This is a genomic window from Streptomyces sp. NPDC052225, from assembly GCF_040679615.1.
In the GTDB taxonomy this organism is placed as follows: Bacteria; Actinomycetota; Actinomycetes; order Streptomycetales; family Streptomycetaceae; genus Streptomyces.
This window is the reverse complement of sequence record NZ_JBFAVD010000003.1, coordinates 1-24510: the sequence shown is the minus strand read 5'-3', so window position 1 is coordinate 24510 and position 24510 is coordinate 1. Positions and strand designations below refer to the sequence as shown.

Annotated in this window: 25 protein-coding genes and 1 rRNA gene; 17 read left to right on the top strand and 9 right to left on the bottom strand. The window is 70.2% G+C overall.

The window, feature by feature from the left end; translation table 11 throughout:
- The first annotated feature begins 5 nt into the window (after positions 1 to 5).
- On the top strand, positions 6 to 782 hold the full coding sequence (pstB, locus tag AB0L37_RS05675) for a phosphate ABC transporter ATP-binding protein PstB (protein WP_365500691.1): 777 nt from the start codon (positions 6 to 8) through the stop codon (positions 780 to 782).
- A 221-nt stretch (positions 783 to 1003) separates the two neighbouring features.
- Here pstB and AB0L37_RS05670 read toward each other — a convergent pair whose 3' ends face one another.
- A complete protein-coding gene (locus AB0L37_RS05670) occupies positions 1004 to 2002 on the bottom strand; it encodes an inorganic phosphate transporter (protein WP_365500688.1) in 999 nt (332 codons plus the stop codon).
- Positions 2003 to 2011: 9 nt separating this feature from the next.
- Positions 2012 to 2632 carry a DUF47 family protein gene (locus AB0L37_RS05665; RefSeq protein WP_116512248.1) on the bottom strand — a complete coding sequence of 207 codons (621 nt, stop codon included), beginning with the start codon at positions 2630 to 2632 and terminating at the stop codon, positions 2012 to 2014.
- Positions 2633 to 2857: 225 nt separating this feature from the next.
- Between AB0L37_RS05665 and AB0L37_RS05660 the strand changes: the two genes are divergently transcribed.
- Positions 2858 to 3202 (top strand): metal-sensitive transcriptional regulator, encoded by a 345-nt coding sequence (locus tag AB0L37_RS05660; RefSeq protein WP_365500685.1) that lies wholly within the window; start codon positions 2858 to 2860, stop codon positions 3200 to 3202.
- Positions 3203 to 3222: 20 nt separating this feature from the next.
- Here the strand turns inward: AB0L37_RS05660 and AB0L37_RS05655 are convergent, their stop codons facing one another.
- Both AB0L37_RS05655 and AB0L37_RS05650 read right to left on the bottom strand, forming a co-directional pair.
- The gene (locus tag AB0L37_RS05655; RefSeq protein ID WP_365500682.1) at positions 3223 to 3402 is read right to left on the bottom strand and encodes a hypothetical protein; all 180 of its coding nucleotides are present in this window, start codon (positions 3400 to 3402) and stop codon (positions 3223 to 3225) included.
- Positions 3403 to 3506: 104 nt separating this feature from the next.
- The gene (locus tag AB0L37_RS05650; protein ID WP_365500679.1) at positions 3507 to 4355 is read right to left on the bottom strand and encodes a hypothetical protein; all 849 of its coding nucleotides are present in this window, start codon (positions 4353 to 4355) and stop codon (positions 3507 to 3509) included.
- A gap of 118 nt (positions 4356 to 4473) precedes the next feature.
- Here AB0L37_RS05650 and AB0L37_RS05645 point away from each other — a divergent pair, with 118 nt between their 5' ends.
- Positions 4474 to 4623 (top strand): hypothetical protein, encoded by a 150-nt coding sequence (locus AB0L37_RS05645; RefSeq protein ID WP_365500676.1) that lies wholly within the window; start codon positions 4474 to 4476, stop codon positions 4621 to 4623.
- Between the two features lie 60 nt (positions 4624 to 4683).
- On the top strand, positions 4684 to 6246 hold the full coding sequence (locus AB0L37_RS05640) for an FAD-binding oxidoreductase (protein WP_365500673.1): 1563 nt from the start codon (positions 4684 to 4686) through the stop codon (positions 6244 to 6246).
- Positions 6247 to 6602: 356 nt separating this feature from the next.
- On the opposite strand, the gene AB0L37_RS05635 is transcribed toward AB0L37_RS05640, so the two are convergent.
- Together AB0L37_RS05635 and AB0L37_RS05630 are read right to left on the bottom strand one after the other, a co-directional pair.
- A complete protein-coding gene (locus tag AB0L37_RS05635; RefSeq protein ID WP_365500670.1) occupies positions 6603 to 7337 on the bottom strand; it encodes a phosphatase PAP2 family protein in 735 nt (244 codons plus the stop codon).
- A 177-nt stretch (positions 7338 to 7514) separates the two neighbouring features.
- Positions 7515 to 8504, bottom strand: a complete 990-nt coding sequence (locus AB0L37_RS05630; protein ID WP_365500667.1) for a bifunctional lytic transglycosylase/C40 family peptidase — start codon at positions 8502 to 8504, stop codon at positions 7515 to 7517.
- Positions 8505 to 8721: 217 nt separating this feature from the next.
- Between AB0L37_RS05630 and AB0L37_RS05625 the strand changes: the two genes are divergently transcribed.
- From AB0L37_RS05625 to AB0L37_RS05595, 7 genes are all read left to right on the top strand, one after another.
- Positions 8722 to 9417: a DUF4232 domain-containing protein gene (locus AB0L37_RS05625; RefSeq protein ID WP_365500664.1), complete on the top strand. Its 696-nt coding sequence runs from the start codon at positions 8722 to 8724 to the stop codon at positions 9415 to 9417.
- A 297-nt stretch (positions 9418 to 9714) separates the two neighbouring features.
- Positions 9715 to 10023: a hypothetical protein gene (locus tag AB0L37_RS05620; protein WP_188337772.1), complete on the top strand. Its 309-nt coding sequence runs from the start codon at positions 9715 to 9717 to the stop codon at positions 10021 to 10023.
- 198 nt (positions 10024 to 10221) lie between these two features.
- Positions 10222 to 11034: a hypothetical protein gene (locus AB0L37_RS05615; protein ID WP_365500660.1), complete on the top strand. Its 813-nt coding sequence runs from the start codon at positions 10222 to 10224 to the stop codon at positions 11032 to 11034.
- Complete coding sequence (locus AB0L37_RS05610) at positions 11024 to 12373, top strand: hypothetical protein (RefSeq protein ID WP_365500657.1); 1350 nt, start codon at positions 11024 to 11026, stop codon at positions 12371 to 12373. Before AB0L37_RS05615 ends, AB0L37_RS05610 begins: the two co-directional genes overlap by 11 nt.
- Positions 12370 to 13929: an SCO6880 family protein gene (locus AB0L37_RS05605; protein ID WP_365500654.1), complete on the top strand. Its 1560-nt coding sequence runs from the start codon at positions 12370 to 12372 to the stop codon at positions 13927 to 13929. The genes AB0L37_RS05610 and AB0L37_RS05605 overlap by 4 nt, the downstream gene beginning before the upstream one ends.
- 13 nt (positions 13930 to 13942) lie before the next feature.
- The gene (locus tag AB0L37_RS05600; protein WP_365500651.1) at positions 13943 to 15358 is read left to right on the top strand and encodes an ATP-binding protein; all 1416 of its coding nucleotides are present in this window, start codon (positions 13943 to 13945) and stop codon (positions 15356 to 15358) included.
- 11 nt (positions 15359 to 15369) lie between these two features.
- Entirely contained in the window at positions 15370 to 16869 is a 1500-nt protein-coding gene (locus AB0L37_RS05595; RefSeq protein ID WP_365501415.1) for a type VI secretion protein, read from the top strand.
- Between the two features lie 85 nt (positions 16870 to 16954).
- On the opposite strand, the gene AB0L37_RS05590 is transcribed toward AB0L37_RS05595, so the two are convergent.
- On the bottom strand, positions 16955 to 17593 hold the full coding sequence (locus AB0L37_RS05590; RefSeq protein WP_365500648.1) for a TetR/AcrR family transcriptional regulator: 639 nt from the start codon (positions 17591 to 17593) through the stop codon (positions 16955 to 16957).
- A gap of 93 nt (positions 17594 to 17686) precedes the next feature.
- Here AB0L37_RS05590 and AB0L37_RS05585 point away from each other — a divergent pair, with 93 nt between their 5' ends.
- On the top strand, positions 17687 to 19234 hold the full coding sequence (locus AB0L37_RS05585; RefSeq protein WP_365500646.1) for an MFS transporter: 1548 nt from the start codon (positions 17687 to 17689) through the stop codon (positions 19232 to 19234).
- Positions 19235 to 19276: 42 nt separating this feature from the next.
- Positions 19277 to 19861, top strand: a complete 585-nt coding sequence (locus AB0L37_RS05580) for an NAD(P)H-dependent oxidoreductase (protein ID WP_365500643.1) — start codon at positions 19277 to 19279, stop codon at positions 19859 to 19861.
- Here AB0L37_RS05580 and AB0L37_RS05575 read toward each other — a convergent pair.
- Positions 19858 to 20403, bottom strand: coding sequence for a GNAT family N-acetyltransferase (locus AB0L37_RS05575; RefSeq protein WP_365500640.1), 546 nt, complete (start codon positions 20401 to 20403; stop codon positions 19858 to 19860). The two genes, AB0L37_RS05580 and AB0L37_RS05575, sit on opposite strands and share 4 nt — an antisense overlap.
- A gap of 106 nt (positions 20404 to 20509) precedes the next feature.
- Here AB0L37_RS05575 and AB0L37_RS05570 point away from each other — a divergent pair, with 106 nt between their 5' ends.
- Genes AB0L37_RS05570 through AB0L37_RS05555 form a run of 4 tightly spaced genes read left to right on the top strand, consistent with a single transcriptional unit; the run spans position 20510 to position 24177 of the window.
- Entirely contained in the window at positions 20510 to 21448 is a 939-nt protein-coding gene (locus AB0L37_RS05570) for an ATP-binding cassette domain-containing protein (RefSeq protein ID WP_365500637.1), read from the top strand.
- Complete coding sequence (locus tag AB0L37_RS05565; RefSeq protein ID WP_365500634.1) at positions 21445 to 22230, top strand: ABC transporter permease; 786 nt, start codon at positions 21445 to 21447, stop codon at positions 22228 to 22230. Before AB0L37_RS05570 ends, AB0L37_RS05565 begins: the two co-directional genes overlap by 4 nt.
- Before the next feature lie 13 nt (positions 22231 to 22243).
- Positions 22244 to 23473 carry a histidine kinase gene (locus tag AB0L37_RS05560; protein WP_365500631.1) on the top strand — a complete coding sequence of 410 codons (1230 nt, stop codon included), beginning with the start codon at positions 22244 to 22246 and terminating at the stop codon, positions 23471 to 23473.
- Positions 23474 to 23475: 2 nt separating this feature from the next.
- On the top strand, positions 23476 to 24177 hold the full coding sequence (locus AB0L37_RS05555) for a response regulator transcription factor (RefSeq protein ID WP_365500628.1): 702 nt from the start codon (positions 23476 to 23478) through the stop codon (positions 24175 to 24177).
- 51 nt (positions 24178 to 24228) lie between these two features.
- Here the strand turns inward: AB0L37_RS05555 and rrf are convergent.
- Positions 24229 to 24345 (bottom strand): 5S ribosomal RNA (gene rrf, locus AB0L37_RS05550).
- Positions 24346 to 24510: the final 165 nt, after the last annotated feature.

The window sequence follows — 24510 nt, the reverse complement described above, 5'->3', positions numbered from 1 at the left end:
AACCCATGGCCAAGCGAATCGACGTAAGCGGCCTGACCGCCTACTACAGCGCCCACAAGGCGATCGAAGACATCTCGATGACCGTCGAGCCCCGCTCGGTGACGGCCTTCATCGGCCCCTCCGGCTGCGGCAAGTCGACCTTCCTGCGCACCCTCAACCGCATGCACGAGGTCACCCCCGGCGGCCGCGTCGAGGGCAAGGTCCTCCTGGACGACGAGGACCTCTACGGCTCCCACGTCGACCCGGTCGCCGTGCGCCGCACCGTCGGCATGGTCTTCCAGCGCCCCAACCCCTTCCCCACGATGTCGATCTTCGACAACGTGGCGGCGGGCCTGCGCCTGAACGGCAACTACAAGAAGTCGGAGCTCTCCGACGTCGTCGAGAAGTCCCTCAAGGGCGCCAACCTCTGGAACGAGGTCAAGGACCGCCTGAACAAGCCCGGTTCCGGCCTCTCCGGCGGCCAGCAGCAGCGTCTGTGCATCGCCCGGGCCATCGCGGTCGAGCCCCAGGTCCTGCTCATGGACGAGCCCTGCTCGGCCCTGGACCCGATCTCCACGCTCGCCATCGAGGACCTCATCGGCGAGCTCAAGGAGCGGTTCACGATCGTCATCGTGACGCACAACATGCAGCAGGCGGCCCGCGTCTCGGACCGCACCGCGTTCTTCAACCTCTCGGCGGTCGGCCAGCCCGGCAAGCTCGTCGAGATAGACGAGACGGAACGGATCTTCTCCAACCCGTCGGTCCAGGCCACGGAGGACTACATCTCGGGCCGCTTCGGCTGATCCGACACCCCCGACCCCTCGTGGTGCTGCATGGCGGTGCCATCACGAGGAAAAGGCAAGGCCCGCCCCCGCAAGGGGGCGGGCCTTGGCCTTTCAGGGGCGCGGGGCCGTATCGATATGCGGCTCCGCCGCGTGGGCGCGAGCAACCACGAAAAAGCCGCAGTCGCATCTGCTCAGAACTCGGCAGACGCGACTGCGGCTTTCAGTAGAACGGGCGGGGCCTACCCGAAGGCCAGCCACACGATCCCGTAACTCGCGGCAGCGACCAGCGCCGCCGCCGGCATCGTGATGAACCACCCCAGGATGATGTTCTTGGCAACACCCCAGCGCACCGCGTTGACCCGCTTCGTGGCCCCCACACCCATGATCGCCGAGGTGATCACATGCGTCGTGGAGATCGGCGCGTGGAACAGGAACGCGGACCCGAACATGATCGAGGCCCCCGTCGTCTCCGCGGCGAACCCCTGCGGCGGGTCCAGCTCGATGATCTTGCGCCCGAGCGTCCGCATGATCCGCCAGCCACCGGCATACGTGCCGAGCGACAGCATCACCGCACACACGATCTTGACCCAGACCGGGATCGGGTCGTCGTACGACTCGTGACCGCCGATGACCAGCGCCATCACGACGATGCCCATGGTCTTCTGCGCGTCCTGGAGACCGTGCCCGAGCGCCATGCCGGCCGCCGAGACGGTCTGCGCGATACGGAATCCGCGCTTGGCCTTGTGCGGGTTGGAGCGCCGGAAGAGCCACATGATGAGGCACATCACGAGGTAACCGACGACGAGACCGATCACCGGCGACGTGAACATCGGGATGACGATCTTCTCCCACACGCCCGACCAGTAGACGGTGGTCCCGCCGGCGAGGGCGGCACCCACCATCCCGCCGAACAGCGCGTGCGAGGAGGACGAGGGAAGCCCGAAGTACCAGGTGATGAGGTTCCAGACGATCGCGCCCGCGAGAGCCGCGAAGAGGATGCCCATCCCCTTGTCGCCCTCGGGCGTGGCGATGATCCCCTCACTCACCGTCTTCGCGACGCCGCTGCCGAGGAAGGCACCGGCGAGGTTCATGACGGCGGCCATGGCGAGCGCCGCACGGGGCGTCAGCGCACGGGTCGACACCGAAGTGGCGATGGCGTTCGCAGAGTCGTGAAAGCCGTTCGTATACGTAAATCCGAGCGCGACGCCGATCGTCACGATCAGGGAGAAGGTGTCCATGAGCCGGCCTCAGGACTCCTTCACGGCGATGGTCTCCACCGTGTTGGCCACGTGCTCGAAGGCGTCGGCCGCCTCTTCCAGCACATCGACGATCTGCTTCAGCTTCAGGACTTCCATGGCGTCGTACTTGCCGTTGAAGAGCTGGGCGAGCAGCTTGCGGTGGATCTGGTCGGCCTGGTTCTCCAGGCGGTTGACCTCGATCCAATACTCGGTGAGGTTGTCCATGGTGCGCAGGTTCGGCATGGCCTCGGCGGTCAGCTCGGCCGCCCGGGCCAGCACCTCGATCTGCTGCTCCACACCCTTGGGAAGCTCCTCGACCTGGTAGAGGACGACCAGGTCGACGGCCTCCTCCATGAAGTCCATGATGTCGTCGAGGGACGACGCGAGGTTGTAGATGTCCTCGCGGTCGAACGGCGTGATGAACGAGGAGTTCAGTTGGTGGAAGATCGCGTGGGTGGCGTCGTCACCGGCGTGTTCGGCTGCCCGCATCCGCTCCGCGATCTCGGCCCGGGCGGAGGAATCCGCGCCGAGCAGTTCCATCAGGAGCTTCGAGCCCGTGACGATGTTGTCCGCGGATGCGGCGAACATGTCGTAGAAGCTCGTCTCCCTGGGGGTCAGACGAAAGCGCACGTGGGGTCCTCGGGGTGCTTTGGATTCGGTCAGGCTGATGCTAGGCGCATCATCCGGCCACGGCTAACCGGCGTTCCCCCAGTGTCGCCCATCAGGCACAGTGATCAGCACTGGGTCCGGTCCAAGCCGTGACGAACCGGCCGCGGCCGGGGGAAATCCGGTACCATATACCCACCGGGGGTATATGAAGCCGCCGCAGGTTCGACAACGGGAGGTCGGGACACGATGACCACGGACGCGACACAAGCAGAGCCCACGGCCGAGATCGTGACCGACCACGACCGCGGCATCCACGGCTACCACCACCAGAAGGAAGAGCACCTCAAGCGCCTGCGCCGCATCGAGGGGCAGATCCGCGGCCTCCAGCGGATGGTCGACGAGGACGTCTACTGCATCGACATACTCACGCAGGTGTCCGCCTCCACCAAGGCCTTGCAGTCCTTCGCCCTCCAGCTTCTGGAGGAGCATCTGCGGCACTGCGTCGCCGACGCGGCGGTGAAGGGCGGCGACGAGATCGACGCCAAGGTCGAGGAGGCCACGAAGGCCATCGCCCGGATGCTGCGCACCTGACCGCCGGCCCGGGCACCGCGTCACCCCTCGTCGTCGGGGCCCTCGGGCAGCGCCTCGGCGAGCCGCAACACCTCGTCGATCCGGTCCGCGCTGAGCCGGTCCTCGGTGACCGCGGACGCCGCGATGATCAATTCACCGCACAACTCGATCTCGGCGAGGGCGACGCGGTCCTGCACTGCCGTACCACCCACCGGAGCCACGGTGCATCACCTCTTCCAGCCTCATGCGTGCGACTTCCTAGCGTAGGGAGCGGGCTACGCAGCGCGCATGGCACGGAAGAACCATTTCGGGTGGCCGAGGGGCCCTACTCCTCCGCCACCTTCCCGGCGAAGATGTCCTTCTTGTCCGGAAGGCGGACCCGGACGGGCTTCCCGAACCCGTACAACAGGGTCGTCGAGGCGACTTCCTTCTTCTGCTGCCCGTTGGCGAACGCGAAGCGGTGGCGCAGCTTGCGGATGAGCCCGTCGTCGTCGAGGTAGACGTCGAACGCCACCGGCTCCTTGCCGAACCCTTTCGCCGCCGCGGCGAGCGCCCCCTTGTTCCCCGCGGACGCGGCCTTCGCGGCGGCGGTGAGGTCGACGCTCCCGCGGTAGTGCCGGGTCCGCACCCCCTCGACCTCGCTCTGCCCCACGTACGTCACCTGCCGCGCGCCGCGCAGCAGTTCGGCCGCGGCGAGGGGGTCGGTGGCGCCGCCGGTGACCAGGTTGCCGTCGGTCAGGGACGCGGTGTCGACGCGGACCCACTTGTCGGCCGGGACGCCCGAGCCGCGGTTCTTCATGAACAGGGCGCCGGGTGCGAGGAGTTCGGTGATCGGGCGGTGCTCCTGGGCGCCGGCCGCGTCCTTGGGCAGCTGCACCTTCAGCTCGCCGATGCCCTCGCGGTAGTCGTAGGCGCCCTCGCCCTTGACGGTCACGCGCGTGCCGCCGCTGGCCATCTCCATCGACGTACGGGCCTGCGAACTGCCCTCGCGGACCAGCCGGTCGGGGGCCTCGCGCACGGCCTGCGTCGGGTCCGCGTTCCGGTCGCCCGCCTCGGCTCCGCCGCCGCATCCGCTGACGCCGGCCACGAGGGACGCCACGGCGACGGCCGCCGCCGCTCTCCTCGCCGAGATCTTCGCCGAATCTCCCGGGTGCCCGTGCTGCTGCACCACCATCGCTTGTCTACCCCCAAGCCGGTCCGTGGGTGTGCGGCCCCCTGTCGTCCGGTTAACGACGGGTAGGGACGCCCGTCACGCGAACGGGGGGTTTACATCGGCCCGCTACCGTGGCGGGGTGGCACAACAGCAGCACGAGCACACGACGACCGTCGTCGAGCAGGGCCGGTTCTGTCTGGCCCGCTGTACCTGCGGCTGGCGCGGGCCCGCCCGCCGAGCGCGCAGCAAGGCCCGCACGGACGCGGAGGACCACACCGCCTCGCCCTGAGGTGAACCGGGCGCTCCTCTTTCTCGTCTCGTATCCAGGGAGACACACGAGGGAGACGGCATGCAGCGGCGTACGTTCATAGCGGCTTCGGCGGCGGTCACGGCGGGCGCGGTCTCGGCCTGCACGTCGGGGGGCGGCGGCGATCCTTCCCGCGCGGCCTCGTCGTCGGCCCCGGTCCGCTCCACCAGCGCGTCGGCCTCCGTGCGCGCCGCGGCGAACCTGGACGCCCTCGCCAAGGACCTCGACGGCTCCCTGGTCCGCCCGGGCCAGTCCTCGTGGGCCGCGGCCCACCAGCTGTACAACACCCGCTTCGACTCCCTGAAGCCGACGGGCGTCGCGTACGTCGCGGGCCCCGACGACATCCGTACGGCGCTCGCCTACGCCCGTGCCCGCAAGGTCCCGGTCGCGATCCGCAACGGCGGCCATTCGTACGCGGGTTGGTCCTCCGGCGACGGCCGGCTGATCCTCGACGTGTCGCGCATGAAGACGGTCCGCGCCTCCGGCTCGGGGGCGGTCGTCGGGGCGGGCGCCAAACTCATCGACGTCTACCGGGCGTTGGCGGCCAAGGGCGTCACGATCCCGGCGGGCTCCTGCCCCACGGTCGGCGTCTCGGGCCTCACCCTCGGCGGCGGCCACGGCGTCGTCTCGCGCGCGTACGGCCTGACCTGCGACAGCCTCACCGGGGCCACGCTGATCACGGCGGACGGCAAGCAGCTCACCGCCGACGCGACCACGAACAAGGACCTGTTCTGGGCGCTGCGGGGCGCGGGCAACGGCCAGTTCGGGGTCGTCACGGAACTCCGCTTCAAGACGCACCCGGCGCCGCAGGGGGTGTCCGCGTACATGACGTGGCCCTGGTCGAAGGCGGCGACGGTCCTGAAGGCCTGGCAGAAGTGGGGCCCCGACCAGCCGGACGAGATCTGGTCGTCGCTGCACGTGGCGAACGCGGCGGGCGGCCGCCCCACGATCTCCGTCGCCGCCTTCTCCCTCGGCACCTACACCGAGCTCCAGAACGCGGTCGACCGCCTCGCCGACGGCCCCGGCGGCCCGGGCCCCGCGACGTCGGTCTCCCTCAAGCGCCGCTCGTACGAGGAGTCGATGGAGGTGTACGCGGGCTGCTCCGCCTTCTCCTCGGACGCCCAGTGCCACCTGCCCGGCACGACCCCGGGCCGCTCCCCGCAGGGCGCGCTGCAACGCGAGACGTACGCGGCGCACTCGGACTTCTTCGACCGCTCGCTCTCCGACGCGGGGGTGCGCGCGCTCCTGAAGCAGATCGAGACGGTGACGGCGGGCGCGGGCTCCATCGCCTTCACGGCGCTCGGCGGCGCGATCAACCGCGTCGACCCGACGGCCACGGCGTTCGTCCACCGCCGCTCGCGGATGCTCGCGCAGTACATCGTGTCGTGGCAGCCGGGCACGTCCGGCACGACGGCCCGCACCTGGCTGAAAAAGGCACACGACGCGATGGCCCCGTACGCGTCCGGCGCCGCGTACCAGAACTACACGGACGCGACGCTGAAGAACTGGAAGCAGGCGTACTACGGGGACGCGGCGACGCGCCTGACGAAGGTGAAGCGCACGTACGACCCATCGGGTTTCTTCACCTTCCCGCAGGCCTTCTGAGCGGGCGAAAGGTCAGCCCAGCCAGGGGCGCGGGGAACTGCGCGACCAGCCACGACAGCGCGGCACCCGAAAAGATCGGCAACCCCAACGGCGCTACAAGCTCCCCCACACGGCGCACCCGACACGCCCTCAGGTGGCCCAAACCCCAGCCAGGGGTTGCCCTGAACCCATGAAGACCCCCCGAATAGCCGCCGCCACGGCGGCCACCGCAGCCGTCCTCACCCTCGGCGCGGCCACCGCCTCAGCCCTGGACGACGGCTCGGCCCACCCGGAAGCCGGCCTCCTGGCAACGGCCTGCGCCACCATCGCCCTGGCAGCCGGCGCCGCGGGAACAGCCCTGACCCGGAGCGGAGCGACTACGCGGCCAAGTCCCGCTCCTCCGAGGAACCCGACGACCCCCGCGCCTCAGGAAGCTCCACCGCTCCGGACGCCGACGCCACAGCCATAGGCGCCCACACCAGCCGCGACACCACGCCGCCCGCCCGTCCGACGGCCCGCGCCACCGGCGTGAGCAGCGCCGACGCGAGCGGCGAGAGCAGCAGGGCGACAGCGGTGCCGAGCGCGAACCCGCCGATGACGTCGGTCGGGTAGTGCACGCCCATGAAGACCCGGCAGAACCCTTCGAGGGCGGCGAGTCCGATCGCGACGAAGCCGAGCTTGCGGTTCGCGACGAAGAGGGCGGCGGCGATGGCCATCGCCAGGGTGGCGTGGTCGCTGACGAACGAGAAGTCGTTCTTTCCGTCGACCAGGACGGTCAGCCCGTCGTGGTCCTTGAAGGGCCGGGGCCGCTCGACGAACGACCGGATCGGCACGTTCACGAGGACGGCGACGCCGGCGGCGAGCGGTGCCCAGACGACGGCGGCGACGGAAGTGGCGGCGTCATCGAGGGCGCCCCGCTTCCGGGCCCCCCACCAGCACCAGACCACCACCAGCACGAGCCCGATCAGGATCCCGTACTCGCCGACGAACTCCATGGTCCGGTCGAACCAGCTCGGGGCGTCCTTCGCGAGTCCGTTGATGTCATAGAGCAGCGTGACGTCGGGGTTGGATCCGGATGTCTCGAGCGCTTCCAGTGCCACGAGTCCAGCCATAGTTCAGCGGCCCCTTCGTCTTCAGCCACCCCCGTGGTTGTTTTCCGGTTCAGCAAAAGGAACGCACGGTCCCACTCCCTACGTTCCACACTCCACCGAATGATCACGCAGACGTTATCGAAGAGAGATGCAAACCCGCAGCTCAGGGCCAGGCGTTAACGGAGAGTTCAAGCCACGTCACAGCGCCTTGGCCCCGTCCTCGGTGACGCGCGTGGCACCAAAGTAGTCAGGCGTGTCGACCGGGTCGAATCGGATGACGGCCCCGGGACGCGGGGCGTCGATCATGTAACCGCCGCCGACGTAGATCCCGACGTGCCGGATGGCCCGGCTGTTGGTGAGGTCGTCCGAGAAGAACACCAGGTCACCGGGGAGCAGCTCGTCGCGCTTGGGGTGCGGCCCCGCGTTGTACTGGTCGTTGGCGACGCGCGGCAGTGTGACGCCGACGGATGCGTACGCGGCCTTGGTCAGCCCGGAGCAGTCGAACCGGCCGCCCTGGTCGGCGGTCCCGTTCCCGCCCCACAGATAGGGCGTCCCCAGCTTCTTCTGCGCGTAATAAATGGCCGATGCGGCCTGCTGGGAGGGCTGCACGCGCCCGACCGGCCGCGCGAAGGACTTCTCCAGGGTCGTGATCGTCTTCACGTAGTTCTGCGTCTCGCGATACGGCGGCACACCTCGGTACTTGATGACGGCGTACGCGCCCGCGTTGTAGGAGGCGAGCATGTTCTTCGTCGCGTCGCCGGGCACGTCCTTCACGTACGAGGCGAGCTTGCAGTCGTAACTCGCGGCCGACGGGATGGCGTCGTTCGGGTCCCAGATGTCGCGGTCCCCGTCCCCGTCGCCGTCCAGGCCGTGCGTGGCCCACGTCCCGGCGATGAACTGCGCGATCCCGTACGCCTTCGCGGGGCTCGACGCCTTCGGGTTGAAGCCGCTCTCCTGGTACAGCTGCGCGGCGAGCAGGGCCGGGTTGATGGCGGGGCACAGATTGCCCCACTTCTGCACGAGCGACTGGTACGCGGCCGGCACGGACCCCTTCGCGAGGCCCACGGCACCCTGCCCGACCCCGTTGGTCAGGCTCCCCGCCGCCATGTACGTACCGACGACGAGCAGGGTCATGAATCCGGTGGCCCCGGCGACGGCAGATCCCCCGACGATCCATGCCTTACGCACCGTCAACCGCCTTCCGCCACAAAGGAGTCCCACGTCCGGACGCCCGCAGTCTACGGGCGGGGGCCGGGGCCGAGGAGGTGTTGTCGCCTGTGACAGAACACGGACGTACTGAAGATCTGCCCATGACTGCCTTCCCTGTACAACTGTTCTCACCCACCCGGTCGAGCACCACGACCACCACCGGGCGGGGCCACGGACCGTCTTCTGGGGGAACACCATGCTGCGCCACCGCACCCGTACCGCCGTCCTCGCCACGCTCGGCCTCGCGACCGCCCTGTCGCTCACGGCCTGCGGCGGCGGGGACGACACGGCGTCGTCCACGACGGACAAGCCGGCCGCGACGTCGCCCTCGGCGTCGGCCTCCGCCTCCAACCCGGCGCAGGGCGACGGCGGTTCCCAGGCGGGCGGCAACGACAGCGGAAACGGGAGCGGCACCGGCGGCACCGGCGGCAGCGCGACCGCGAGCCCGGCGACCGGCGGCAAGGGCACCGGCACCGGCACCGGCACCACCGCCGCCTGCACCACCGCCAACCTCGAGATCAGCGCCATCGACAACAGCTACAAGCAGGAGGGCACGGTCACCGTCCAGTTCATCAACAGGGGCGCGACCTGCCACATCCACGGCTTCCCCGGCGCCGACCTGAAGACGAACGCGGGCACGGTATCCATCCCCCGCAACAAGGACAAGGCGCAGTCCTACGACCTCATCAAGGGCGCCGTGGCCGCCTTCAACATCACGTTCCGCGTGAACGACACCGGCGGTTCGGGCGTCCGCCCGACGCAGATCGTCGTCACGCCCCCGAACGAGACCCACTCCAAGACGGTCGCCTGGCCCGCGGGCTCGCTCCCGGTGACGGACGGCAGCGAGGGCTCCGGCTCGCTCACGGTCTCCCCGGTCCAGGAAGTCATGTAGCCCCGCGACACCTCCCCAAGAGCACACCACGGCCCGCGGCCCCTCAAGGTCGCGGGCCGTGGCGTTTCCGCCGCTCATTGCTCCACGTAATGCACCGTGATACACAGAGTGACCATACGTTCCTTCGTATACGGACCCGCCTCCCACAGCGGCCCTCCGGCCACGAGGGGCGTAAGAACTCAGCCAAGGAATGGCGCCAAGTGTGCAGGCATCAGCGGCGTTCTGCGGAAGAATGGGCCTGACCTCTGCGCTGTGGCGGGGGCGACAGAACTACCCACATGGGGCGGTGAGTTACACATGCTGCTGGCAGCCGAAAAGGGCGACATCACGACCATCATCGGCGGGATCGCCCCGGACTGGGGCCCGTTCGGGACCCTGGGCAACGAGGCACGCGTGATGATCGAGGTGGTGATGGCGGTGGCCATCCTGCTGTGCCTCGGCATCGCGATCTGGGGCGCGGCCAAACAACGGATCGGGGCGACGGCGCTGCGTGACACCTTCAGCGCCGAGCAGGGCAAGGGGCTGATCATCGCGGGCCTGACCGGGGTGTTCATCATCGGATCCCTCGGCACCCTCTTCACCATCGTGTACGGCATGGCCGTCTAGCCCGGCCCACGCACCGTCAGTTTCGGGCCGGTCCCGCCCGGTTACCTCTTCATCACCCTGTCCCCCACGTCCCGTCGTGCCCACCGGCTGAGGTTGCGTCTCCCTGATGTCGAGTCACCACACCGCGCCCGCGCGGGAACCAGCACGGCTACCGTCGTATGCGGCGGTTCGACCAGAGGTTGAGGGGGCGTGCGCTGAATGAGTCTCGACGACCGTGGCGACGACGACTTCTACGGCGGTACGGGGCAGACCCGCACCCGGCTCCCCGAGGGCTCGGGCAGCGACGCCTACGGGGGTGCCCGCAGACCGGGCCGCTCCTCGTCCCGCTCCCTGGTCACCGTGGTCGGCGTGGTGGTGCTGCTGATCGCGGCCATCGCGTTCGCGAACCGCGGCGACGACAGTGCCTCCGGCGGTGGGGCGGGCTCCGAGGCGAAGGCCGGGGCGTCCCCTACGGCCCCGACCGGTACGAAGCCGGTGAGTTCGGGGTTCGCGCACGATGAGCAGGGGGCGCAGTCGGCTGCGGCGAATTATGCGGTGCAGCTCGGCGGGGACGGCATGTTCAACGCCGAGCGGCGGCACGCCATCGTGGACGGCCTCTATACGAGCGCTGCCGCGGCGAAGCTCAAGGCCCCGATGGACAAGGCGTACTCCACCGAGTTCCTGAGCAAGTTGGGGCTCGACGCCAACGGCAAGGCGCCCCAGGGCAGCACGTTCGTGTCCCGCACGATCCCGGTCGGCACGAAGACACTCCAGTACGCCGACGACACCGCGAAGATCTCCGTCTGGTTCATGGGGCTCCTCGGCGTCTCCGGCACGAACTCCACGAACCCCGTCGCCACGTCCTGGCAGACCTGGACCTTCCACCTCCGCTGGACCGGCGGCGACTGGAAGATCACCTCCGACTCGCAGAAGAACGGGCCGACCCCCGTCCCCGGGGACCAGCGAGCCTCCGCCTCCGACGACATCAGCAAGGCCATCGAGGAGTACGGAGGGTTCTCCTATGCCCGGTAGCCCACGTCGCGCGCTCAAGCTCACCGCTGCCGTCGCGGCCGTACAGTCCGCAGCCGTGCTGCTGGCCACACGAGCCGTGGCCGCGCCCGAGCCCACCAGTAACCCTTGCGACCTGATCGTCGGCCGCGCCAAGCAGTACTGCGAGCGCGACGACAAGGGCGGCACCGGCGGCTCCACCGGCGGAGGCGGGAACACGCCCGACGTCACCAACCCCCTCGACCCCCTCTCCAGCCTCGCCAAGGGCTGTGCCGACGCCGCGTCCTGGACCGTCGACCAGCTCAGTCAGGCCGTGCAGAAGACCGCCACCGTCGACTTCACCAACCCCAAGTTCCTTCAGCAGTACGCCGTCGTGTTCGCCGCGTCGACCGTGCTGACCCTGCTGCTGTGGCTGCTCGCCGTCGCCAAGCGGGCCGTGCGCGGCGTGCCGCTGAGCACGGCGATCTCGGAGGCCGTCGGGTTCCTGTGGCTGACCGTGCTGGCGTCGGCGTTCACGCCGCTCATCCTGTACACCGTGGTCTCCGCGGCCGACGGGGTGACGGACGTGCTCGCCAAGGCGACGGGCAACCAGACCGACACGTTCTTCGGGACGTTCTCGCAGGCGCTCAAGAAGGGCGACGACATCGGCGGCGGGCCGATCATGCTGATCGTCGTCTCGCTGGTGTCGATCGTCGCGGCCGGCGTGCTCTATCTGGAGCTGTATCTGCGGGCCGTGCTCCTGTACGTCGGTGCCCTGCTCGGCGTCGTCGTGTACTCGGGGCTCGTCGACAAGAACCTGTGGGGCCATGTCCGCCGCTGGGTCGGGATCATGGTCGCCGTCATCCTCGTGAAACCGGTGATCGTCATCGTGCTCGGCCTGGCCGGCGCGCTGTCCAGCAGCGACGACGGACCCGACGCGCTCGCGGCCGTCGTCTCCGGCCTCGCCATCGTGCTGCTCGCCATCTTCGCGAGCGGCATGATCTACCGCTTCGTCCCCGGCTTCGGCGACGAGATGGCCAACGTACGCAAGAACCGGATCATGCAGGGCGCCGAGGGCAAGGCCGCCGCGATGATCTCCTCGCCCGCCGCCCTCGTCTCCCAGGGCATCAAGACCCACAGCACCCGAGCGGACAGCGGAGGTTCAGCGGGCGGGGGCGCCACCCAGGCGCGTCCGTCCAACCCCGCGTCCGGTGGTGTGGCCGCGCACAGTTCGCGGCAGGGCGGGGCAGGGGGCGGCGGCGGAACTGTCCCCTCCGCCGCACCCCCACCCCGTACGAGTCCCACGAACACCCCGCACGCGAGCAGCAACCGCGGGACCAGTCCCAGCAGTAACGGCAAACCGCAAGGAGGTGCAGGGCGTTGACGACCCAGTCCCATGTGTCCCCTCCGGTCACGCCCCGCCGTACATATCTGATCGGCCGCGCCCGGCCGAACGCGATCGTCGGCAGGAACCGTGAGTCGGGAGAACTCTTCCTGATCATCGCGGGTGCCTTCCTCGGCATGATGTGCGGTCTGCTCGTCCCGGTGCTCTCGTTGCGGATCGTGCTGCTCATGGGGTTCCCGCTGCTCGCGCTGGCCGCGGTCTACGTCCCGTACAAGCACCGCACGTTCTACAAGTGGTTCGAGATCAACCGGAGTTACAAGCGCTCGCTGCGGCGCGGCGCCGTCTACCGCTCGCGCCCCATGGAGGCGGGCACCCGGCTCGACGGGCGTGAGGTCGAGGTCGGGCCGCCGCCCGGGATCGGCCGCCTGACGTGGCTGGCCGCGCCGTTCGGGCCGGACGAGATCGCCGTGCTGCTGCACGCCGACCGGCGCACCGTGACCGCCGCGATCGAGATCGAGGGCCCGGGTGTGGGCCTGCGCGACTCGGAGGACCAGGAGGCCCTGGTCGACCGGTTCGGCACGCTGCTCAAGCACGTCGCCAACGGGGACGGGTTCGTCACGCGGCTCCAGATGCTCGCCCGTACGCTGCCTGCCGACCCGGACGCCCACGCCAAGGACGTCGCCGTGCGCGGGGACGACCGCGCCCCGGGGTGGTTGCAGGACTCGTACGACCAGTTGCAGTCCATGGTGTCGACCAGCAGTGAGCAGCACCGCGCGTACCTGGTGGCCTGCATGCACTACACGCGCGAGCTGGCCGCCGAGGCCAACGCGATGGCGCGCGCCGGCCGCCCCAAGGCCGGCAAGAAGATCGACCGGGACGCCGGCCTCGCCGTCGTCATGGCGCGGGAACTGACCGACATCTGCTCGCGGTTGCAGGAAGCCGACATCCGCGTGCGTCAACCGCTCGGCCAGGGCCGCCTCGCCTCTCTGGTGCACTCGATGTACGACCCGGACCACCCGATCGACCACATCCAGGCGATGACGAAACGTAATGCCTGGCCCGCCGAGCTCGATGCCATGGAGCCGACGTATCTCCAGGCCAAGACCCGCGAGTCGTCGACGCGCGCGCCCTGGTGCCACGCCACGGCCTGGGTCAAGGAGTGGCCGATGACGCCGGTCGGCGTCAACTTCCTGGCCCCGCTGCTCGTGCACACCCCGGACGTGATCAGGACCGTCGCCGTCACGATGGACCTGGAGCCGACGGAGGTCGCCATCGAGCGCATGCTGACGGAGAAGACGAACGACGAGGCGGAGGCGTCCCGCGCCGCCAAGATGAACCGGACCGTCGACCCTCGCGACATCGCCGCGCACGGCCGCCTCGACCAGCGCGGCGAGGACCTCGCGAGCGGCGCGGCGGGCGTGAACATCGTCGGCTACATCACGGTCTCCTCGCGCAACCCGGACGCCCTGGCCCGCGACAAGCGGACCATCCGGGCCTCGGCCGGCAAGTCGTATCTGAAGCTGGAGTGGTGCGACCGCGAACACCACCGGGCGTTCGTGAACACGCTGCCGTTCGCCACCGGCATCCGACGGTAGAGGGAGAGCGCGCATGCGGGATCCGATGTCGCTTCTCACGGACGCCTTCACCGCCTTCCTGTTCGGCAAGGTGGAGACGACCCGGCTGCCCGTCCGTACGTCGACGGGCCAGGCCCAGGCCGTCTATCTGCCGACCGCCGCCCCCGGGCTCGGCGACTCCGGCGTGATCATCGGGCGGGAGGTGTACTCCGGCAAGGGCTATATCTACGACCCCTTCCAGCTGTACGGGCAGCAGCTCCCGGCCCCGCACTGGCTCGTACTCGGCGAGTCGGGAAACGGCAAGTCGGCCCTGGAAAAGACGTACGTACTGCGGCAGTTGAGGTTCAAGGACCGGCAGGTCGTCGTCCTCGACGCGCAGGGCGAGGACGGGGTCGGCGAGTGGAACCTCATCGCGCAGGAGCTGGGGATAACTCCCATCCGGCTCGACCCGACGGCCGCCCTCGACATGGGCATCCGGCTCAACCCGCTGGACCCGGCCATCACGACGACCGGCCAGCTGGCCCTGCTGCGCACCATCATCGAAGTGGCGATGGGGCACGGCCTGGACGAGCGCTCGGGCTTCGCGCTCAAGGTCGCGCATGCGTATGTGAACGAGACGATCGTCGACCGTCAGCCGGTCCTCACCGACATCGTCGAGCAGCTCCGCCACCCCGAACCTGAGTCGGCGGAAGCGATGAACGTGGCCATAGAGGACGTACGCGCATGGGGACTCGACGTCGCCCTGGTCCTGGACCGGCTCGTCGACGGTGACCTGCGCGGCATGTTCGACGGCCCGACGACGGTCGGCATCGACCTGGACGCGCCGCTGATCGTCTTCGACCTCTCGCACATCGACCGCAACTCGATCGCGATGCCGATCCTGATGGCGATCGTCGGCGTATGGCTGGAGCACACCTGGATCCGCCCCGACCGGAAGAAGCGCATCTTCCTGGTCGAGGAGGCCTGGCACATCATCAACTCCCCTTTCGTGGCGCAGCTGTTCCAGCGTCTGCTGAAGTTCGGGCGGCGGCTCGGCCTGTCCTTCGTGGCCGTGGTCCACCACCTGTCCGACGTGGTGGACGGCGCGGCGGCGAAGGAGGCCGCGGCGATCCTCAAGATGGCTTCCACGAGGACCATCTACGCCCAGAAGGCGGACGAGGCACGGGCGACCGGCCGGGTCCTCGGCCTGCCGCGCTGGGCGGTCGAGATCATCCCGACGCTCACGCCCGGCATCGCGGTCTGGGACGTCAACGGCAACGTCCAGGTGGTCAAGCACCTGATCACCGAGACGGAGCGCCCACTGGTCTTCACCGACCGGGCCATGACGGAGTCGTCGCAGGACCACCTGGCCGACGACGCCCTGCACGCCGCCGAGTTGGAGGCGGAGGAGCGGGCGGCGTCCTTCGTCGAGCAGCGGCTGAGCGACTCCTCCGAATCCACGGTGGCCTGAGCGTGATGATGATGCGGGACGAGTACGGGTACCGGCGTGACGACCGGCGCCGCTACGGGCACGACGAGCGCGGCCGCGGCGGCATCCCGGACGGTCTGCTCGTCGGCGTCCTGGCGTTCCTGCTCGGCATGACGATCCTGGTGTGGACGGCGACGGGCCTGGCGGGCCTCTTCGCGAAGGGCGCGTGGCCGCAGAATGTGACGTTCGGTCATACGCCGCTGGCCATGCGGTCGTTGATCACGGCACCGCACGATGTCGTCGCGGCGTGGCCCAACACCCCGAAGGCGCAGCTGTCGGGCTACGGCCTCTTCTGGGGCCTGTTCATCGGCCAGCTGATGATCCTGGTCGTCCTGGCCGTGTTCGTGGCGGGCACGGTGGCGAGGTGGCGCGCGGTGAGGAGAACATCGCAAGCGACTCCGGCCTTTGAGCGCACTGCGGATACGCCCCCTCAGGGGCGCGGGGAACTGCGCGACCAGCCCCCACCGACCGCCGTGGACGACGAGCCCCCGACCCGGCAGACGCTCACCCCCAGGCCCGTCGAGGCCGCACCCCCCGTCGAACCCGAGCTCCCCGTCCCCGCGCCGCGGGGCCCCGTCCTCCTGGGCCCACCCCAGGACCGCCACCCCCGAGCCGTCCAGGCCATCCAGGACGCCGAGGGCCCGGCCCTGATCATCACCTCCTCCCCCCGGATCTGGGAGGAGACGAAGGACGCCCGGGCCAAACTGGGCCCGGTCCTTCTGTACGACCCGACACACCGCTGCGACACCCCCGCCCGCATGCACTGGAACCCCGCATCCGGCTGCGAGACCAAGGCCGTCGCCGCGGAGCGCGCCACCGCCCTGCTCGCCCCGATAAGGCCGACCGCCCGCCTCGACTCCGCCGTGGCCGAGACCGCCGACACCCTGCTGCGCAGCTACCTGCACGCCGCGGCCGCCGAAGGCAAACCGTTCCGCCACGTCCACCGCTGGGCCCAGGGCGCCCAGGTCCAGGACGCCGTACGCATCCTCCGTACGAACCCCAAGGCCGCGTCCGGCGCGGCAGGTGAACTCGAAGCCGCCCTCACCTCGCACCCCGAACGCCGGGACATGGCGCAGGAGTTGACGGCGCGGGCCCTCTCCTCGCTCTTCACGGTGCACATTCGCGAGGCGTGCACCCCGAACCGAACTGATGCGCTCACCCTGGATTCCTTCGCGGACGAAGGGGGCACGCTTTATGTGGTGGGTGAACCCATCGAGGACCCGAAGGGAAATCCCGGCGCGATGCCGCTCCTGACGGCCCTCGCCTCAAGCGTGGTCGAGCACGGCCGGCGCATGGCCGAACGGTCACCCGCCGGTCGGCTCGACCCACCAATGACGCTCGTCCTGGACGACGTCGCGGCGGTTGCTCCGCTTCCCCAGCTGCCGGAGCTGCTGTCCACCGGAGCGGACCGGGGGCTGCTGACCCTGGCCCTGCTCCGGTCCCGGGAACAGGGCCGCTCCCGCTGGCCGGACGCCGAACTCCCGCTGGCCTGAAGGGCGTTGCTCAGCCCCCGTACGGTCAGGCCCCGTACGACCTGGCCCCGCACGGTCAGCCCCCGTGCGGCCCGGCCCCGTCCGGTCAGGCCCCGTACAGCCGCAGAAACGTCCGCACGCCGCTCTGCACCCGCGCGTCGACCTCCGCCTCCGACATCGGCACCACCCCGAAGAACGTGTCGACGGTGACCGCCCCCGGTACAAGGAGCATCAAGTACCGTGCCGCTTCCGGCGATCCGGCCTCGTCGATCGCGAGGAGGCCCTGTGCGCCGAGGGCGGCGAGCCGCTCCCGCACCGCATCCACCGTCGCCTGCGGCCCCGTACGCTGCCACGCCTCGACGACTCCGGCGGGCAGATGCGGCCCTTCGGCGATGATCTGGCGCACGAGGAGCATGTGGGCGACATGTTCGCCGCGCTGCCCCATCCATTCGCGGGCGAAGGCGAGGAGGTCCTTCTCGACGTCCGTGACCTTGGTCAAGTGCCGTTCCGCGATGGCGACATGGGCCGCGGTGACGACGGCGGCGCTGTCGAGCAGAGCCTCGCGGAAGAGGTTCTCCTTGCCGCCGAAGTGGTTGTAGAGCGTGCGGGTCGAGACGCCCGCCTCCGCCGCGATCTGGTCGATGCCCGCGCGCGCGTAGCCCTCGCGGCCGAAGACCGTGCGCGCCCCGCGCAGCAGCGCCTGCCGCTTCTCGACCGTGCCCCTGCGTTCCTGCTGCTGCGCCATGCCAGAACTCCTCCGCTCACGTCCAGCCTAGGCACAGAGACCTAGGTACAACGACCGTTGCACTCACTACAACCATCGTTGTACTTTACCGGCATGGCAACCGAACCCCAGGCGTCGGCGGCCCGCGAAGTCGGCGGCGGCCGCCCCACCCTCACCCTGATCGTCGTCCTGCTGGGCATGCTCACGCTGCCGATGGCCATGTCCGGCACCACCGTGGCCCTGCCCCGGATCGGCGCCGACCTCGACGCCTCCGGCGCGGCTCTCCAGTGGGCCGTCGTCGGCTACTTCCTCGCCGCGTCCTCGTTCATGCTGGTCGCGGGGTCGCTCGGTGACCTGTACGGCCGCCGCCGGATCCTCACCACGGGCGCCGCGCTCTACACCGCCGGCACCCTCGCCTCGGCTCTCGCGCAGAACATCCTGCTCCTTGACGCGGCCCGCGTCCTGTCCGGCGTCGGCGCCGCGGGCGTCATGGCGAGCGGCGGCTCCCTGCTCGCCGCCACCTTCACCGGACCGGCCCGCACCCGCGTCTTCGCCTCACTCGGCACCACGGCGGGCCTCGGCCTCGCCTTCGGCCCGACGTTCTCCGGCTCGATGGTCGACGCGCTCGGCTGGCGCGCCACCTTCCTGTCCTACGTCGCTGTCGGCGCCGTCATCCTCATCGGCACACGCCTGATGAGCGAGTCCCGGGCCGACCTCGCACCCCGCGTCGACAAGGCGGGCGCGGCCACCTTCATCGCGGGCCTGGCCCTCGCCCTGTTCGCCATCACCCAGGGCTCCAAGTCGGGCCTGACCGCCCCCGGCACCCTGGCGCCCGCGGCGCTCGCCATCGCCCTGCTCCTCACCTTCGTACGGGTCGAACACCGCATCGTCCGCAGCGGCCGGGGCCGCCCGATCCTCGATCTGCGGCTCACCCGCAACCCGGCGTTCCTCGGCTGGATCGTCGGCGCCTTCGGGCTCGGCGCGGGCACCACCGGCGCCCTCGCCTTCCTGCCCACCTACCTCCAGGGCGCGAGCGGCACGACGGCCCGCGCCGCCGGCCTGACGCTGCTCCTGATGACGGTGCCGGTGCTCGCCCTGCCCCCGCTCGGCGCCCGGCTCGTCAACCGCGGCGTCCCCGCCCGGCACCTCCTGACCCTGTCTTTGCTGCTGATCGCGGCGGGCAACGCCTGGCTGACCACGCTGCACCCCGGCATCTCCGCCGCCGCCCTCGCGGGCCCGCTGCTCACCATCGGCGCCGGTCAGGGCCTGTCCATCGGCATCGTCGACGCGCAGGCCATGTCGATGGTCGCCCCGTCCGAGGTCGGCATGGCCTCCGGCTTCCTCAACACCGTGCGCGGCGGCACGGGCGCCGTCATGCTCACCGTCTTCGGGGCGCTCCTCCTCGCTGCGGTCGAGTCCCGGCTCGGCTCCAGCGGAGCGGCGGCGCGGGTGACGTCGGGCGCGGGCGGCCACGCGACCGAGTTCACGGCGGCCTGGAAGGTGGCGCTGTGGTCAGTGACGGCCCTGATGACAGCGCTGGCGGCCCTCGCCTGCAAGCTCCTGTCCCCCACCGCTGCGGGCAGGCGTTCCGCAGGGCGGAGCGGGTGGGCGCAGCCCCCGGCGCAGAGCACCCCTGAAGCAACCCCCACAACAGCCCGCTGATCCAGCAACGAATACTCCATCAACCACCAGGGAGACCCAGAAATGACCACCGCCCCCCTCCGCGTAGCGATCGTCATCGGCTCCACCCGCGAAGGCCGCCTCGCTCCCACCGTCGGCTCCTGGTTCACCCAGCAGGCCGCGACCCACGCCCCCGACACCCACTTCGACGTCATCGACCTCGCCGACCTGGAACTCCCCGACGCACACCCGGGCTGGGGCCACCAACACACTCCCAACCAGGCCGAGTTGGCCGCCCGCGTCGACGCCGCCGACGCGTTCGTGATCGTCACCCCCGAGTACAACCACAGCTTCCCGGCCCACCTGAAGCACTTCATCGACCTCCACCGCAGCGAGTGGAAGGCCAAGCCGGTCGGCTTCGTGTCGTACGGCGGCGTGGCAGGCGGCCTGCGCGCGGTGGAGCAACTGCGCCTGGTCTTCGCCGAGTTGCACTGCGCCACGGTCCGCGACGGCGTCAGCTTCCACAAGGCTCACGCCGGCCTCTTCGCCGAGGACGGCGCGGCCCACGACGAGGACGGCGCGTCCGGCGCCGCCAAGGTCATGCTCGATCAGCTCCACTGGTGGGCCCGCGCCCTGCGCACGGCCCGCGCCGAGCACCCGTACGGCTAAGGCTTCCTGATCTCCATCTCGCGCTCCAGCTTCGAGGGGTCGCCCGCCATCGGGGTGACCCCTCCGGTGCGCACGAAGCCGTACCGCAGATAGAACGCCTCGGCCCGCGCGTTGTCCTCATGGACGTACAGGCGTACGCGCTCGATGCCGTCGACGGTCCACGCCCACGCGACGGCCGCGTCGAACAGCCCCCGGATCACGGCGCCGCCGCGCGCCTCGGGCCGTACGTACACGCCGACGATCGCGCCCTGGGTGCGCTCCACCACGGAGCCGAAGTAGTCCTCGGCGCCGGCCCGCTCCACGAGCGCCACGACACTGCCGACGAACCGCCCGTCGGGGCCGACCGCGACGAACATCCGGGCGTCCGTGCCGTGCGAGTTCCCCGAGGCCCGGTCCTGCCAGAACGAGTCCGGCCGCGCGAGCGCCTCCTCGTACGTCTCGAGAAAGGCGATCGGCGCGGCCTCGTCCTGGAGCGCGGCGAGCCGCAGCTCCTTCGCGAGGGCCCATTCGTCGGCCCTGATCGGCCGGATCTCGTAGTCCATGCATCCGCACCCTACGGGCCGTAGTACCGGGGTACTACGGCATTTTGCGCGGCTCGGTGCTGCGGACGGACGCCCCCGGCACCCGCCGCGCGGCACCGTATTGCCCATGACGATCCGAGCGCACGGCCTCACGAAACGCTACGGCGGCAAGACCGGCAAGACCGGCAGGACCGCCGTCGACGACCTGACCTTCACCGTCGAGCCCGGCACGGTCACCGGCTTCCTCGGCCCGAACGGCGCCGGCAAGTCCACGACCATGCGCATGCTGCTCGGCCTGGACGCCCCGACCGCGGGCCGCGCCACCATCGGCGGCCGCTCCTACGCCGCACACCCGGCGCCGCTCACCGAGGTCGGCGCGCTCCTGGAGGCGAAGGCCGTCCACCCGGGCCGCACCGCCTTCCACCACCTCATGGCCCTCGCCCTCACCCACGGCATCCCGCGCTCCCGCGTCGAGGCCGTCCTCGACCTGGCGGGCCTGACCGAGGTGGCCGGCAAGCGGGTCAAGGGCTTCTCGCTCGGCATGGGCCAGCGCCTCGGCATCGCGGCGGCCCTCGTCGGCGACCCGGCCACGATCATCCTCGACGAGCCGGTCAACGGCCTCGACCCCGAGGGCGTCCTGTGGATCCGCACCCTCCTCAAGTCCCTCGCCCGGCAAGGCCGTACGGTCCTGGTCTCGTCCCACCTCATGTCCGAGATGGCGCTCACGGCCGACCACCTGGTGGTCATCGGCAGGGGCCGCCTCCTCGCGGACACCACGGTCGCCGATCTCGTACGGGAATCAGGAGCGGCCTACGTGAAGGTGGTGACGCCCGAAGCGGCCCGCCTGCGCGCGCTGCTGCCCGGCGCCGAGGTCACCGTCGAGGCCCCCGACACCCTCCACGTCCGCGGCGCCGACGCCCCCGCCATCGGCCGGATCGCGGCGGACCACGGGCTGCCTCTCTCCGAACTCACCCCGCAGACCGCCTCGTTGGAGCAGGCCTTCATGGACCTCACCCACGACGCCGTCGAGTACCAGGCCACGACCCCTGTAGGAGCAGCAGCATGACGACCACGACCAGCACCCCGACGGCGTACGCGGTAACGACCCCTCGCGTCCTGCACGCCGAATGGCACAAGCTCCGTACGCTGCGCAGCACTTGGTGGACGCTCGGCCTCGCGACGGCGCTCGTCGTCGCGGTCGGCGTCCTCATGGGCTCCACCTACGACGGCGACGACGCGAACATCGACACCGTCGTCTTCACCCTCTTCGGCACCCAGCTCTCCCAGATCTGCGTCGCGGTCCTCGGCATCCTGCTCACGGCGAGCGAGTACTCGACGGGCCTGGTGCGCGCCACGATGGCAGCGGTCCCGCGCCGCCTGCCGGTCCTGTGGTCGAAGGCCGGCGTCTTCACGGCCACGGCTTTCACGGTCACCTTCCTCACGAACATCGTCACGTTCCTGCTCGCCCAGATCTGGCTCTCCGACACCGACAAGGCCCTGTCCCTGACGGACTCCGGAGTCCTCGGCGCCCTCGCGGGCAACGCGGCCGGCATCACCCTCCTCAGCCTCATCGCCCTCGGCCTCGGCGCCCTGTGCCGCTCGGTCCCGGCCGCGATCGGCGCGTTCGTCGGGGTGGTGATGATCCTGCCCGAGGTGCTCCAGATGATCAGCTACGACGTCGTGCAGAGCGCCGTGAGGTACTTCCCCAGCAAGTCCGCCGAGTCCCTCGGTTCGATCAACCCCGTCGCCGGCCACAACGCACCCGGCACCGGCCTGATCTCCCTGCTCCTGTGGACGGCCGCCGTGCTCACCGCGGCCGCGCTCCTTCTCAAGCGCCGCGACGTATGACCAGGATGACCGCGTGACGTCCACGTCCACGGAACCCCAGCCCCGCACAAGCCAGTTCCTGTACCGCGCCACGCAGCGGGTGCGCGCCTACGACCGGCGCCACCCGCTGACATGGGACCTGCTCCTCACCGGCTTCTGCGTCATCGCCGCGCTCATCGACTACGCGGGCGACGGCTGGAAGAACATCGCGCACAACACGGACGTCCCCGGCGGGCTCGTCCTCGTCCTGAGCCTCGCCCTGTCCCTCCCGATGCTGTGGCGCCGCACGCATCCCCTGGCGGCGCTCACGGTCATGGTGGCCGCGGGCGTCGTGAACAGCGCGACCGGCGCCGTCCTCCAGGCGGCGCTGCTCCAGCTCTTCGTCGTCTTCAACGTGGCACTGCGCTGCCGGATGCGCACACTCGTCCTGGCCTGCGCGATGACGATGGTCCCGGTCGTCGTCGCCGTCGTCCGCTTCCCGAAGGGGAGTTGGGACGCACAGGTGGTCCCCCAGTTCTGGGCGCTGGCCCTGGTCGCCGCCTTGGGCCTCGCCCTCCGCAGCCGCCAGGACTACACGAACTCCCTCGTCGAACGGGCCCGCCAGTTGGAAGTCGAACGCGATCAGCAGGCCAGACTCGCGGCGGCGGCCGAACGCGCCCGCATCGCCCGCGAGATGCACGACATCATCGGCCACAACCTCTCCGTCATCACCGGCCTCGCCGACGGCGGCTCCTACGCGGCCGCCCGCAACCCGGAGCGCGCGGGCCAGGCCCTCACCGCCATCGCCACGACGAGCCGCCAGGCCCTCACCGAACTCCGCCGCCTCCTCGACGTCCTGGGCGAGGAACTCCCCCCGCCCACCGCCGACTTGACACCCCAGCCCGCCCTCGCCGACCTGTCCTCCCTCATCGAGGGCGTCCGCACGGCAGGCCTCCCCGTCGACATCACCCACGACGGCGACCCGTCCACCCTCCCCCCGGGCACCCAGCTCGCCGTCTACCGCATCGTCCAGGAAGCCCTCACGAACACCCTCAAGCACGGCGGCCCCGGCGCCACGGCGACGGTCTCCCTCACCTACGCCCCCGACGCCGTCACCGTGACGGTCACCGACACCGGCACGGGCGGCCCGCCGGCCCCCGGCGGCCGCGGCCTCACCGGCATGCGCGAGCGAACTGCCCTGTACGACGGCACACTTGACGCAGGCCCACAGCCCACCGGCGGCTGGCGGGTCGCGGCCCAGCTCCCCACCCCGAAGGACGCGTGAAGGTGAACACGGCGCCCCCGACGCCCCCGACGACCTCGGTCCTCATCGTCGACGACCAGCCCATGCAGCGCTTCGGCTTCCGCATGCTCCTGGAGAGCCAGGACGACCTACGGGTCGCGGGCGAGGCGGGCACCGGCACGGATGCGGTCCGCCTGGCCGCCGAGCTCCGCCCGGACGTCGTCCTGATGGACATCCGCATGCCCGGCATGGACGGCATCGAGGCCACCCGCCGCATCGTCTCCGCGGGCGCCGCGGACACCGGCCCCCGCGTCCTCATCCTCACGACGTTCGACATGGACGAGTACGCGTACGCGGGCCTGCGCGCGGGCGCCTCCGGCTTCCTCATCAAGGACGCGCTGCCCGAGGAGCTGCTCGCCGGCATCCGCGCGGTGGCGGCCGGAGACGCGATCGTGGCCCCGAGCCTGACCCGCCGCCTCCTCGACGCCTACGTCCAGCACCTCCCCGCCCCGCCCGGCACGGAGACACCCCCCGATCCCCGCGTCACGTCCCTCACGGACCGCGAACGCGAGATCCTCACGGTCATCGCCCAGGGCTGGACGAACACGGAGATCGCCGAACGGCTGCACCTCGCGGAATCGACAGTGAAGACTCACGTCTCCCGCATCCTGGCGAAGACGGGAGCACGGGACAGGGTGCAGGCGGTGATCGTGGCGTACGACGCGAAATTGGTGGAGCCTGCGTAAAACGCAGAAAAGCCCGGACCGTATCCCGGTCCGGGCTTTTCCCTAAAATTTGTTCGGCGGCGTCCTACTCTCCCACAGGGTCCCCCCTGCAGTACCATCGGCGCTGTAAGGCTTAGCTTCCGGGTTCGGAATGTAACCGGGCGTTTCCCTCACGCTATGACCACCGAAACACTATGAAACTGTCAACCGCACCGTAGTCGTGGCCCGACATACGGGGTTGTTCGTGGTTTCAGAACCAACACAGTGGACGCGAGCAACTGAGGACAAGCCCTCGGCCTATTAGTACCAGTCACCTCCACCCGTTACCGGGCTTCCAGATCTGGCCTATCAACC